The following is a 14,090-nucleotide window of genomic DNA, read 5'->3' on the forward strand; positions in this document are numbered from 1 at the left end:
GCCACGAGAATGGGAAGCCCTGACATACCTGGGAGGTCAGATGAAGTTCACGATCCTGCTGCCGGCGCTGTTCTGCGCCTTCACCTTCGCGGCCGACAACGCGGTCCGCGACCGTCAGTCCATCGTCCATAGTCCATCGTCCATGGTCGATGGCGCTGACGCCATCGCGATTCCGCAGATGCTCTCGTACCAGGGGCAGCTCACCGACACGCTCGGCCGACCGGTCGCGGACTCGACCTACAGTGTCGCGTTCCGGCTCTACACCGTGCCGTCGGGGGGGAGTTCGTTCTGGAACGAGACGCAGAGCGTCACGACGAAGGCCGGGCTGTTCTCAGTGCTGCTGGGAGCGATGACGCCCATCGGTTCGGTCCCTGCCGCAGGCGGGCTGTACCTGGGCATGGCTGTCGGCGGCGGGCCAGAACTCGTACCGCGCCTGCGTGTAGTGAGTGTGGCCTACGCGTACAAGGCAGACACTGCAGGCTATGCGCTTGCAAGCGCTGGTGGCGACAACGCGTGGGTACGAGGGACTCCCGACAGTGTGCTCTTCACAATACGCCAGCTCGGCATTGCCCGCGGCGGTTCCGGCAACATGCTGTACGGCGCCGCCCGTAGCACGCACGTCAACCTTGGCGTTGCCTGTACCACCGGGCTCTCAGGGCAGGACTACCGATACACGACGGTCGCTGGCGGGCAGGTTAACGTCGCCGGCATGGATTGGAGCACGGTCGGTGGCGGCTGCTACAACGATGCTCGCGGAAGTTGCGCAGTGGTAGGCGGCGGCGGGTACAATGTGGCGGACGGAGGGTATTCTGTCGTCGCGGGCGGTTCGGACGACACCGCAAGTGCGTACTGGAGCGCCGTCGGCGGAGGAAACAGGAACGTCGCGAATGGGCAGTACTCCTTTGTCGGCGGCGGGAACCGCAACCTCGCGGACGCGATCTGGACCGTGGTCGGCGGCGGCAGCTTCAACACCGCCGATGAGAGTCTCGCGACCGTCGGTGGCGGAAGCTACAACACCGCCAGCGGCAGCAATTCTGCCGTACCAGGTGGCTTCATGAATTCAGCCCGAGGCTACTCCAGTCTCGCGGCAGGCAGCTACGCCAGGTCCAACCACGATGGGTCGTTCGTGTGGAGTGACGGGGCGGTGACCGCCGCGGAATCGGTCTACACCACTGGCATCCTCCAATTCCGGGCGCGGGCGCGCGGCGGGGCGTGGTTCTTCTCCAATTCTGCAATGACCACCGGCGCGTACCTTGCCCCGAACTCCAACTCCTGGGAGTCAGCCTGTGACAGCATGACCAAGGAGGATTTCCGTCCGGTTGACAGGAAGACTCTGCTCGACAAGGTTGCGTCGCTCCGTGCGCGTGACTACAAGATGAAGGACCAGAACGACGGGACCAGGCACATCGGCCCGGTAGCGCAGGACTTCCACAGCGCCTTCGGATATGGCGGGAACGAGACGAGCATCAACCTGGCTGACGCCGACGGCGTCCTGCTGGCCGCAGTTCAGGCGTTGTTTGACGAAGCGAAGACTGACAGGATCCGGATCGCCCAGCTCGAAGCTGAGCTGGCGTAGATCAAGAAGCAATAGGAGGAGAAGATGAAAGCGAGAATCCTGATACTGGTCGTGACGGCGCTTTGCCTTGTGGCATTGGCCGTCGATAGGGCATCGGTTGTACCAAAAACGGCCCCAAGCCAGGGGCCTCAGGATAAGAGCTACGGGACAGAAGCGATAGCGGTTCCGCAGATCCTGTCATACCAGGGCAAGCTGACTGACACGACCGGCATCCCGGTCCCGGACGGCAACTACTCGGTCGTGTTCCGGCTCTACACCACCCCTTCGGGCGGCAGCCCGATTTGGAACGAGACCCAGGGCGTTACGACCAAGGCCGGGCTCTTCTCGGTCCTGCTCGGCTCGGTGACGCCCATCGGCTCGATGCCCGACGCCGGTGCTGCCTATCTGGCCATGGCGGTTGACGGCGGTGCGGAGTTGACCCCACGCCTGCGCCTTGCCAGTTCAGCCTATGCCTACCTGAGTTCCCGGGCGGCCAGTGCCGACCTGCTGCAGGGCAGGGACACGGCCGCATTCGCTCCTTCCGGACACAACCACGACGCGGCCTATGTGAACGAGGGGCAAATGTCATCGGTAACCAGCAACATGATAGCAGACGGGACTATTGCGGCGGCGGACTTCAGCCAGATGGGCGCCTCGTCCGGCCAGGTGATGAAGTGGACCGGAAGCGCGTGGGCACCGCGGAACGACAGCGTGGGTGGGGGTGGCGGTGGCGGCACCGTAACCAGCGTGTCTCAGGCGACCGGCGCAGTCTGCACGCCCAATCCGATTACCACGACCGGTACGGTCGGATTCGACGCGACCTGGGGCGATGGCCGGTACGTCAACGAAGCCCAGAGCGCGGGCGGCGACCTGACCGGCACCTATCCGAGCCCGACGCTCGGAACGTCCGGCGTATCGGCGGGGTCCTACGGCAGCGCCACGCAGGTCGGTACGTTCACGGTAGACGCCAAGGGACGGCTCACCGCTGCGAGCAATACCACCATCAGCGGCGTGCCACCCGGCGGAACCGCTGGCGGCGGTTTGACCGGCACGTATCCGAACCCGACTGTCGCGGCGGACGCGGTGTCATCGGGGAACATCGTCAACGGCAGCGTCACCGCGGCCGACATCCGTGACACCACCGTGAACACGGCCGACCTGAAGGACGGTGCTATTACCTCGGCGAAGATACAGGATGGCGCGGTCACTTCGGCTGGCATCCGCGACACGACCGTGAATACGGCCGAGCTCAAGGACGCAGCGGTGACGATGCCCAAGCTCAATCAGGCCGGAGCTGCCTCCGGACAGGTCATCAAGTGGACCGGCAGTGCCTGGGCGCCACGCAACGACAGCCTAGGAACCGGCACGGTGACAAGATGCTCCAGCGGCACCGGGATTACCTGCACGCCGAATCCCATCACAACCACGGGAAACATAGCCTTGAACACGACCTATACAGATGGCCGCTACATTCTGAACCAGTACTCATCGGCCCAGACGGGCAACCACTGGATAAGCGGCTATGGCCGGGCGGCGCAGTTCTACGGCGTGGCGGCCTCGAGCGGCTCGCCCGCAGTTTACGGCGACGGCGGTAGCTATGCCTACGGCCTATACGGCACGGCGACGACCACGGGTGCCGCCGGAGTCGGCGCCTTTGGCGGTTCTACCACCCACGGCCTGTACAGCTTCGCGAACAACGCGACCCACTTCGGTGCACGCGTGCACAACTCGCACGCCACCGGCACCGGCATCGTCTCCACGGGCAACGGCGCGAGCGCCACGTACCTGACTGGGGGCTCGGGCGGCGCATTCGTCGGAACGGTATGCGGCGGGTATGGCCGTGCCACCAACACCAGCGGCACAGCCTACGGGCTCTACGGCGAGATCAACAACGCCAACGGGTTCGGCTCCTTTGCCCACAACAGCAATACCAGCGGCACGGGCATCTCGGGCATCGGCAACAACGCCAGCGGCTCTCACCTGGCGTCCGGCAGCGGCGTGGCCGGCACCGGCACGCAGTACGGTGTCTATGGCTACGCTCGCAACAGCACCAACCCGACCGCGGGCGGCTACTTCGCCAACGGCTACGGTTCCTATGCCTACGTCGCGTACTACAACGGCACGAACTACAAGATAGCCGGTTCCGGCACTGTCTCGACAATAATGGATACCAGACGCGGCAAGAAAACCCTGTTCGCGCCGGAGATGCCGGAGGCATACTTTGAGGATGCGGGCGAGGGTCAACTGGTCAAGGGACACTGCCGCATTGACCTCGAGGCGTTGTTCTCCGACTGCATCAAGGTTGACGCGACGCACCGGCTCAAGGTCTTCGTCCAACTGGAAGACGACTGCAACGGCGTCTACGTGAAGAAGGACGAAACCGGGTTCGACGTGTACGAACTGCAGGGCGGCTCGAGCAACGCCCGGTTCTCCTGGCGGGTACTTGCCAAGTGGAAGGGCAACGAGGGCGTGCGCCTGCCGGATGCGCCCGGACCGCAGCCGTCCGAAACGGTCGAACGACCGAGGACGGTGCATACTCAAGCCACGACCGCGACTTCGCTCACGGCGACTCCACAGCCGGCCGGGCAGCCGTAGGGAGGAACCGTGATGCTCAGAACTCTCTGTGTCCTCTACGTTCTCTGTAGTCCATTCTGTCTCGCCCAGCCCTACAGGTGTGACTGGAGCGTGGTGGGGTTTGGGGGCGGGGAGATGACGGGCAACTACAAGTGCGGCTCGACCGTCGGCCAGACCGCAGCCGGGCCCATTGCGGGCGCGAACTACTGGGCGCTGATCGGCTTCTGGCAGCCGGAGGGTGCGACCGGTGTGAGAGAGGCCCAGTGGTCCAGCGGTCAAGCGTTCAAAACGAGGTTGTACCGTCCATTCCCGACTCCCGCTGCACGCAGCGTGACGATCCGCTACACGCTGGACGCTGAACACCAGACGCTCCTGCAGGTGCATGACCTGACCGGCAGGGTTGTCCGGACGCTCTGCGCATCGAGCATGAAGCGTGGCGCCTACAGCGTTGTCTGGGACGGCCGCGACCAGAATGGCCGCAGTCTTGCCAACGGCGTCTACTTCGTCCGCCTTGTGGCCGGCGACTACCGGGCGACGGAGAAGGTGGTGCTGCAGAGGTAGGGTAGGGGCAAGGCTGAGGCCAAGGTTGAGGTAGAGACCGGAACTAGAGCGTGAACGGAGACGGGCGGGCGAGAGCCAGCCTCTGCTTGCCGCAACTGGATTTGACCGACGACCACGACGTCTTAGAATATCCGCGAGAGGAGATACTCAATGTACACCAGATGCTCGTACGTGGTTCTCGTTTGCCTGCTGGTCTCTCTGACTGGAACCGCCGCCGCGCAGCCAGACGGGGCTGATATCCAGATACGCGACGGGACCATCGTCGCTACCGCGGCCGACTACGAGATGGACGGCACGATGTGGGCGGCATTCACGCTGCTGGAAGACACCAGCTTGCGCGTCCACCGAACGACCGATCACGGTCTGAATTGGGGATTCTTCTTGTCTCTGCGCACTGCCGGGATTGCAGACCGACTGGGACTGGTGGTCGGTGAGGGCGAATCGGCATTCGTCTACCTTTTCTATCTCAGCCCGGCGCAAAACGGCGACCTCCAGTGTCTCCGGTTTGACCGCGAAACCGGCGCTGGCAACATCTTCGACGTCGCGGTCGGCCCGGACACAATCCGCGACTTTGCGGTCTGCCGCGACTACACCGGGGACAACTACTGGCTGTACGCAGTTGTGACAAATCCCGATCCGCCCGGCAGCGGTCACGCTGTCCGTTTCCTGCGCTCCTCGACCTACGGCCGCCAGTGGTACATAACCGACAGCGCCAGTCACCGGGCATTGGACCCGCACATCTCGGCCGGACCCGGTAGCTACATCTTCTGCACATTCACACATGGCGACTCGCTGACCCTGCTGAGAAACCGCCTCTACCTTGGCAGCGGGTACTGGAAGTCGGCCTTCTACTACAGCGGCTACGAGGTCGGCGATCCGGTCATTGCCACCGCTTTCACCCTTCCTGAGTCGACCGCGACCGTGTGGGCCCTCTGGTCGGAGAACTACCATAACTCCGGTGACTGGGATATAGTGTCCAGCTACGCCGACGGCGGCTGGAACTGGTATGGACCCGACTACCTTGCCGGCTCGAGGGCCACCAATGAGCGGTTTCCCGATCTGCGCAACTACACAAGCCTGGGGAACCAGTACATCAATGCATCCTACATCAGCGACAACGACGTGTTCCGGACCGTCTACCGCCGCTACGCCAACGCGGCGAGCCCGACGCAGTGGTCGGACACCCTGCGAATCAACGAGGGCAGTGCCGGCACCGGGTCCGAAATCAAGCCCAAGCTCTGCTACACACCGGGCGGGCCGTTTCCCGGCGCGGGCTGCGTCTTTGTCGGAGCGGGACTGAACGGCTGCTGGTGGAACGCGCCATACCCGACCGCCGTCGCAGAAGCGCCGAGTGACGGAGTGCGAACACCGAACCGCGGAGCCACCATCGTCCGCGGCGTGCTGCGGCTGGCGCCGAGCGCAAGCCCAAGCTCAAGCACAAACCACTTGCTGGACATCAGCGGCCGCAAGGTGATGGGCCTCGTGCCCGGCGCGAACGACGTCTCGCGCCTCGCTCCCGGCGTGTACTTCGTCCGTGGCGCGGCGGAGGTCCGGACGGTCGTAGTCCCGCGCTAAGTATGGCGGCAATCGTCAGGCTCCTCGCGCTGGAAGCCCGCGACCTTGGCCTTGTCGAGCGCTGGCTGCGCGCCGAACACGTCCGGCGCTACTGGGGCGACCCGGCCCCTGTCGCGGTCGAACTCAGCCGGTTGCCGCCCTCGGCGCGCGCCTCACTCATCGAGGCGGACGGACGCAAGGTCGGCCTTATCGTCCGGCAGCACCCGACGCGGGAGGAGCTGGACGTCGCCGGGCTGCACGACATCCCGGAGACCGTCGTTGACATTGACATAATGGTCGGCGAGGCGGCCGAGCAGAACCGAGGCGTGGGCCGGGCGGCGATTCGGCTTATCGCCAACGAGGCGTTGGCCGACCCCAATGTGCCGCTCGTGATGGCGGCGACAATGGTCGAGAACGTCGCGTCGCGCCGGGCGTTCGCCGCGGCCGGGTTCAGCGAGGAACGGGAGTTCGACGATGTCCCTTATGGGCGCTGCCTGCTGATGACGCGCCGCCGAGGCGCTGCCGGTGGCGATTCACCAAAGCACCGTGACTGAATAGGAGGATGGTTTGAGAGTCTGTATGCTCGTGTCCGCAATCTGCGTTCTGACCTCGGCGCCGGTACATGCCCAGTGGTTCGAGACCACCGTCCCGGCCGACAGTTGGCCATATGCACTCTGCTACAACCCGCAGAACGACTTTGTCTACTGCGCGAACTGGGGCGCAGACAACGTGACGGTCATCAACGGCACGACCAACGAAGTCGCCGCCACGGTCGCGGTCGGAGACCAGCCGCACGCCATCATCTGGAGCCCGCTCAACAACAAGGTCTTCTGCTTCAACGAGGGCAGCCAGACATTCAGCGTCATCGACGGCGCGACCAACGTCGTCGTCGCGACCGAGAGCCTCGGCACGCACCCGTGGGACGTGGTCCGCTGCCCGGTCAACGACAGGCTCTACGTCCTCGGCGGCAACCCTAGCGTCGTGGTCGTGGTCGACTGCGCCAGCTACGCCGTCGAGGTCACCATCCCCTTCGACTTCAAGCCCTACGGCGTCTGCTACGACTCGACCGACAACCGGGTCTACGTGGCGACCCGGACCGACAGCGCGGTCCACGTCATTGACTGCGCCGGCAATGTCGTCGTGGCGACGATCAAGGTCGGCCCGGCCCCGGACAAGCTCTGCTGGAACTCCCGCGAGAACAAGGTCTACACCGCGACGGCGGAGGGCACGGACTCAACCGTGGCTGTGATTGACTGCGCCAGCAACATGGTCGTCGCCACGCTGAAGCCGGCCCAGTACCCGCACCGCGTCAGCTACGAGCCGACCCGGAGCCGGGTCTACGTGAGCTGCTTCACCAGCGCGGTGCTCGCGGTCATCGACGGCGCGTCGAACCAGGTCGTCGCGAGCACCCCGGTGAGCGGCTGGCCCGAGGGCTCGCTCGCGGTCCCAGAGCTTGGCTACGTCTTTGTCGCGCTCGGCAGCGACTCGGTGCTCGTCCTCGACGCAGAGAGCTCGCAGGTCAGGACCAGCGTCGGGGTCGGGCGCGGCCCGTTTTCGCTGGTCTACAACACCCGCGACAACCGTGTCTACACGACCGACTTCTACGGCGCGACCGTCTCCATACTGCGAGCCTCGGGCGCGGTCGAGGAGCGACGCTCCACGCCGGACGCTTCACGCATCACGCCCGGCGCTACCATCGTCCGCGGCGTGCTGACGCTGCCGCGAGCCTCAAGCCACAAGCCTCAAGCTGCAAGCCTGCTGGACGCAACCGGCCGAAAAGTGATCGAGCTGAACCACGGCGCGAACGACGTGCGTTCGCTGGCCCCCGGCATCTACTTCGTGCGTCCTGCGTCCAGCGTGATGCGTAGTGCGTCAGGCATTGAGCGCATGACCAAGGTCATTGTGACAAGATAGGAGAAACCGATGAGGTTGTCCTCCGTGTTGTTGGCCGCAGGCTGTGTGTTGTCAGCCGTCTCCGCCCAGTGGCTGGAAGCGACCATCGACCTGCCGCCGGCGTCCGGTCCGGCCGCGCTGGTCTATGACTCGCTGAACGGCAAGGTGTACTGCGCGAACCAGTCATCGAACACGGTGACGGTCATCGACGGCGCGACCAACGCGATTCTCGCGACCGTGAATGTCGGCGGCGGACCGCGCTCCCTCTACCACAACCCCACGGGCGACAAGATCTATTGCGCGAACTCGAGCTCCAACAGCGTGACGGTCATAGACGCGGCGACAGACTCGGTCGTCGCGACCCTTGCCGTCGGCACCGGGCCGCGCGCCCTCTGCTACAACCCGCAGGACAACAAGGTGTATGCTGCCTGCTACGACGGCCACGGCGTGGCCGTGATAGACTGCACGGCGGATTCGGTCGTCGCGACCGTAGCTTTCGCCTACCCCACGGCCATCTGCTACAACCCCGCCGGCAACAAGGTCTACTGCGCGAGCATGACCGGCGCCGTCCTGAAGGTCATCGACGGCTCGTCCGATACCGTGGTGGCAACGGCCTCGACCGGAGGAACCTACCCGCTGGCCGTGGTCTACAACCCTCGGGACAACAAGGTGTACGCCGCGAACTACTACAGCCTCAATGTCGGCGTGGTCGACGGCGAGTTCGACTCGCTCACAGCGACCGTGCCGACGGGCAACGGATCCCACGCCCTCGTCTACGCTCCCGCCTGCAACAAGGTCTACTGTGCGAACGAGACCAGCGACGACGTGACCGTCATCGACTGTGCGTCCGACTCCGCGAAGGCGACTATCGCGGTCGGCGACGAACCGGTTGGGTTCTGTCACAACCCGGATTGGAACCGGACCTACGTTGCCAACAAATCGGGTTCCTCGATATCGGTCCTGCGCGACTCGGTGCCGGTGGCGGTCGAGGAGCGACGCTCCACGCCAGACGCTTCACGCATCACGCCCGGCCCCTCTATCATCCGCGGCATACTCAATCTGCAATCTGCAACCTGCAACCTGCAATCGGAAGTCGCCCTGCTCGATGCAGCCGGCCGCAAGGTCCTTGACCTCGTCCCCGGCCCGAACGACGTCTCGCGCCTCGCGCCGGGCGTCTACTTCATGCGTCCCGCGTCCGGCGAGATGCGTAGTGCGTCAGGCATTGAGCGTATGACCAAGGTCATTGTGACCCGATAGGAGGTTGGCGTGAGAACCACTGCGTTGAGTGTGGCGATACTGGGTGCAGCGTTGGCAGGGGTCGGGCAGGTCCGGGCGTTGCCCTCGCCGCCGGTGCTGATTGATTCCGGCGTGCGATTCGTGGCACCCTATGGAGCACAGAAGTACCCGGCCGCCGCGTTCGACGGTACGAACTGGCTGGTTGTCTGGCAGGACCTGCGAGGAGACCGGGAAGCGATCTGGGCCGCTCGGGTGAGTTCAGCCGGGGTGTTGCTCGACTCAGGGAACATCCTGGTCGCCAACGACGACGACGAGCGGTACGAACCGAGGGTGGCGTTCAACGGGTCCGGCTATCTCGTGGTATGGCAGGATGCGCGCAATTCCTCGTACGACATCTACGCCGCAAGGGTCAGCACCGCCGGGGTCGTGATGGACCCGGACGGGATACCAGTCTGCTCGACCGCCCATTCCCAGAAGTTCCCGGGGGTTTCTTCGAACGGCAGCGACTTCCTGGTTGTCTGGCAGGACACGCGGATCGACAGCTTGGACGAGGACATCTATGCCGCGCGGGTCAATTCCGGCGGCGGTGTGCTGGACCCGGCCGGCATCCTAGTCTCGAGCGTGATGCTGCCGCAGGAATACCCGACGGTAGGCTTCAACGGCACGAACTACCTGGTTGCCTGGAAGGACCGGCGCAACGACTCGCTCACGTCGGACGATATCTACGCGGCCCGCGTGACACAGGCCGGCACGGTGCTGGACCCGGCCGGCATCGCGGTTTCGCGCGCCCCGGGGAGCCAGGACGGCCCGAGTGCGACCGCCGGTGGTTCAACCTGGCTCGTGGTGTGGGAGGACTATCGCAGCCCGGACGGCGAAGTGATGGGTTCGCGCGTGTCTCCGGCCGGAGTCGTGCTGGACACGGCCGGACTGAATGTCACTTCAGACCCCTACTGGCAAGGAGGGCCGGCAGCGGCCTTTGACGGCGCCAACTACTTCGTCACCTGGGAGGACGACCGGCTGACCGGCGGCGGTAACTGCGATATCTTCGCGGCGCGGGTCACGCCCTCGGGCGCGGTGCTGGACACCGGCATTGTCGTGTGTGAAGCGGACGATAACCAGTACTATCCCTGTATCGCGTCCGGTTCCTCCGGACTGCTGGTGGCGTGGGCTGACTGGCGGAGCGACCCGAGCGACCCGGACATCTGCTGCAACCGGCTCAGCCCGGCCGGTATCGTGCTGGATACGGTTGACGCGCTGCTCCCGAGCAGGCTCTACGCCTATGAACAGAAAGAGCCCGCGGTGGCCTTTGACGGCAGCAACTACCTCGCCGTCTGGAAGGACGGCCGCGCCCACGAGGGCGCGGACAACGTCTACGGCGCACGGATGAGCCCGGTCGGTGTGGTTCTCGACCCCGGTGGCTTCCCGATTGCCGAACACTCGGGGGGCCTGGGTACTCCGGTGGTGGCACGAGGCGACAGCAACTGCCTGGTCTGCTGGGATGCACCTTCCGGCAACTATCGCAGAATTCAGGCAGCCCGCGTGAACCGCGCCGGAGCGGTGCTCGACACTGTCCCCGTCTCGACGCGCCTCTGGGGATATGACGCCTGGCCGCCGTCGGTGGCCTTCGACGGCACCAACTGGCTGGTCGTGGCGGCAATGAAGTGCCCGGGCCAGGACTGGAACGTCGTCTGCTCGCGCGTGGGCCAGGATGGAGTCGTACTGGACAGCAACCCCGTATTCGTCTGTCAAGTGCCCGGCGAGCAGAACCGGGCCGACGTCGCGTTCGGCGCCGGCAGCTACCTCGTGGTCTGGTACGACGCTCGCAGCGGCTCGAGCTATGACATCTACGGAGCGCGGGTTTCACCTGACGGAACGATACTGGACACGGCCGGCATCGCCATCTCGACCGCGGGCAACAGCCAGTACGCACCGTCGGTGGCCTTTGACGGAACCAACTGGCTTGTGGCCTGGCAGGACCGGCGCGGCGGCGACGAGGAGAGCCTCTACTACGCCAGGGTAAGCCAGGCTGGGACTGTGCTCGACCCCGGGGGCATCCCGCTCGGCTGGGAGCCGGCCAACTACCAGGACCCGCTGCAGATGGTCTTCGACGGCACCAACTTCTTCTGCGTCTGGCAGTACCGGAACAACTCTCCCGGCGACCTCTGGGGAGCACGCATCAGCCCGCAAGGCGCGGTTCTCGACTCCTTCCCGGTCTGCGCAGAGCCTGAATACCAGGCCACGCCCTCGGTCGCACTTGGCTCTGGGGGACGGATTGTGGTAGTCTACTCGGGCTACGTGGACACGCTTCGCGGTTCCTATGTCGAGACGATGCGTATCTGGGCGGGCATCTACCCGTTCTACGGTATCGAAGAACGCTCTACGCCCTATGCATTACGCCAGACGCCAAACCCGACCATCGTCCGTGGCATACTCAATCTGCAATCTGCAATCTGCAACCTGCAACCGGAAGTCGCCCTGCTCGATGCAGCCGGCCGCAAGGTCCTTGACCTTGTCCCCGGCCCGAACGACGTTTCGCGCCTCGCACCGGGCGTCTATTTTCTGAGAGAAGCAGTAGCGCAAGCTCAAGCACGAGCTGTCCGCAAGGTCATAATTCCGAGATAGGGAGTAACCGTGAAACTAATGCTGACTCTGTACGCCGCTTCGTCGCTGCTGTGTTCCTCCGCAGGTGCCGGCTGGCAATGGCTATCTCCCCGGACAACGACGAACTCCATCAAGGGTATCAGCTTCGTGGGCAACGACACCGGGTACGCGGCCGGTGTCTGGGGCACGGTTCTGCGTACCTGCGACGCCGGAAGCACCTGGACACTTCTGCCGACGACGTTCTCGAACGACCTCATGTCGCTTCAGTTCCCGGTCGGGACCAGGGTCGGGTATGCCGGCGGCGATTCGGGCCAGGTCTACCGGACCGCGGATGGCGGCGAAACCTGGACCCGGCATCAGATCGTGAGTCACCCGCTTGAGGTACCCGACCTCTGCTTCCCCCGCGACGACCTGAACGGCTACGCTCTGGGCGCGTACCCTGACACCATATTCCGAACCACCGACGGCGGACAGACCTGGCTACACCTCCCGATGCCGGGGCTGTACTTCCGGAAGCAGTTGTCCTTCCCGGTGAGCGTCGAGACCGGGTACGTGGTCGGCGGCGGAGGCACAATCCTCAAGACGACCGATGCCGGGAACTCCTGGCAGCAACTCAGCTCCGGGACCCTGTCTAACCTGCGAGTTGTTTGTTTCCCGCGTAGCCCGGACAGTGGCCTGGTTGCGGGTGAGGACACCTTCGTATTGCGCACGACCGATGCCGGTGCCACCTGGCAGCGATGCCCTGTCCCTACCGGCATTGGCGACTTCATAGATGCCGCGTTCGTGCCGGGCACGAGCACCTCCTACTTGGTCGGGTTCCACGGGTCCATCTACCGGAGCACGGATTTCGGCCTGACCTGGGCCAGAGCCGGCCAGATCTCCGAGAGGCTTGACGTCATCCAGTTTCCGACCGGACCCGACACCGGCTACATCGCCGGCGGGGCAGGCCGCATCTACCGGACGACGGATGCCGGCCAGTCCTGGCGAATGGTCACTGCCACGCCCCACACCGAGCATCTCCTGTACGTCGTCTTTCCTACCGGGCCGGACACCGGCTACGCCGCAGGTTTCCAAGGAACGATACTGAAGACAACCGACGCGGGCGTGACCTGGAATCTGCAGGACCTGCAGACTTCTTCGGCAGTCTCCGGTCTCGCGTTCCCCGCGGGCAATGACAGTGGGTATGCCTGCGACGCCTGGGGAAATCTCTATTTGACCTGGGATGGGGAAAGCTGGCTCTCGACCGGGTTCGCCCCGTACGGTCTGGCTGGCATCTGCTTTCCTTGGGGCACGCAGGTCGGTTATGCCTGCGGTTCGGACGGGTCACTTGCGAAGACGACCAATGGAGGGCTGCAGTGGACGTATCCGTCTCCGCCCACGAACGAGGACATGATGGCGGTCAGCTTCCCGCCCGGCCAGAGCGATACCGGATGGGTGGCTGCCTGGCCCGGCCTGGTCTACAAGACAACAAATGGCGGCGGCACCTGGTCCGAGCATAGCAGCGGGCTGGCGTATCTCAATGGGCTGCTGTTTCCGCACGACACCCGCACCGGCTACGCTCTCGGCGATGGTATCGCCAAGACCACTGATGGCGGTGCGACCTGGACGCTGAAGCGACCATCCTCGGGTCTCAGCATCTATCGGGCCAGTTTCCCGTTCGGCAATGACACGGGGTACGTCAGCGGCGGCGAGATGCTCTACACCACCGACGGCGGCGAGAGCTGGACGACGCAGGTCACCCGCTGCCGCAACGAGTTGCCCGGGGTCTGGTTCTGCGGCCGAACTGGGATCGGCTACGCGGTCGGGGCCTACGGCACGATTCTCAAAGCCACAGAAGGCGGGCAGTGGATAGAAGAGGCCGGCCCGCCGCGCGGAGCTGGGAGGCGAGAGCACCTGCCGACCCTGCTCGTGTGCGGCGTTCTCCGGCTGGAGGCGGCCGCTGATTTCAGGCCACGAGTCGCAGTACTGCTGGACGCGGCAGGGCGGCAGGTGGCGGACCTGCGCCCCGGCCCGAATGACGTTTCGCGCCTCGCCCCCGGCGTCTACTTCATGCGTCAAGCGTCCGGCGTCGAGCGTGAGGCGTCAAGCGTGACCAAGGTCGTCATTGTCATGTAGG

General features: G+C 64.8%; 9 protein-coding genes. All 9 read left to right on the forward strand.

Annotation, left to right across the window (positions count from 1 at the left end):
• The first annotated feature begins 40 nt into the window (after window positions 1-40).
• The 9 genes from FJY68_01805 (at window position 41) to FJY68_01845 (ending at window position 14,089) form a co-directional block, all read left to right on the forward strand.
• Window positions 41-1,576, forward strand: coding sequence for a hypothetical protein (locus tag FJY68_01805; GenBank protein MBM3330570.1), 1,536 nt, complete (start codon window positions 41-43; stop codon window positions 1,574-1,576).
• Window positions 1,577-1,600: 24 nt separating this feature from the next.
• Window positions 1,601-4,150, forward strand: coding sequence for a hypothetical protein (locus FJY68_01810; protein MBM3330571.1), 2,550 nt, complete (start codon window positions 1,601-1,603; stop codon window positions 4,148-4,150).
• Window positions 4,151-4,162: 12 nt separating this feature from the next.
• Window positions 4,163-4,690: a T9SS type A sorting domain-containing protein gene (locus FJY68_01815; protein MBM3330572.1), complete on the forward strand. Its 528-nt coding sequence runs from the start codon at window positions 4,163-4,165 to the stop codon at window positions 4,688-4,690.
• Window positions 4,691-4,840: 150 nt separating this feature from the next.
• Window positions 4,841-6,265, forward strand: a complete 1,425-nt coding sequence (locus FJY68_01820) for a hypothetical protein (GenBank protein MBM3330573.1) — start codon at window positions 4,841-4,843, stop codon at window positions 6,263-6,265.
• 2 nt (window positions 6,266-6,267) lie between these two features.
• A complete protein-coding gene (locus tag FJY68_01825; GenBank protein ID MBM3330574.1) occupies window positions 6,268-6,798 on the forward strand; it encodes an acetyltransferase in 531 nt (176 codons plus the stop codon).
• Between the two features lie 13 nt (window positions 6,799-6,811).
• The gene (locus FJY68_01830; protein MBM3330575.1) at window positions 6,812-8,158 is read left to right on the forward strand and encodes a hypothetical protein; all 1,347 of its coding nucleotides are present in this window, start codon (window positions 6,812-6,814) and stop codon (window positions 8,156-8,158) included.
• Window positions 8,159-8,167: 9 nt separating this feature from the next.
• Window positions 8,168-9,394, forward strand: coding sequence for a YncE family protein (locus tag FJY68_01835; GenBank protein MBM3330576.1), 1,227 nt, complete (start codon window positions 8,168-8,170; stop codon window positions 9,392-9,394).
• 9 nt (window positions 9,395-9,403) lie between these two features.
• Window positions 9,404-11,995 carry a hypothetical protein gene (locus tag FJY68_01840; protein MBM3330577.1) on the forward strand — a complete coding sequence of 864 codons (2,592 nt, stop codon included), beginning with the start codon at window positions 9,404-9,406 and terminating at the stop codon, window positions 11,993-11,995.
• Window positions 11,996-12,004: 9 nt separating this feature from the next.
• A complete protein-coding gene (locus FJY68_01845) occupies window positions 12,005-14,089 on the forward strand; it encodes a hypothetical protein (GenBank protein MBM3330578.1) in 2,085 nt (694 codons plus the stop codon).
• Window position 14,090: the final 1 nt, after the last annotated feature.

It is taken from the genome of candidate division WOR-3 bacterium (assembly GCA_016867815.1).
Taxonomy (GTDB): Bacteria; Hydrothermota; Tepidihabitantia; order Tepidihabitantales; family Tepidihabitantaceae; genus UBA2258.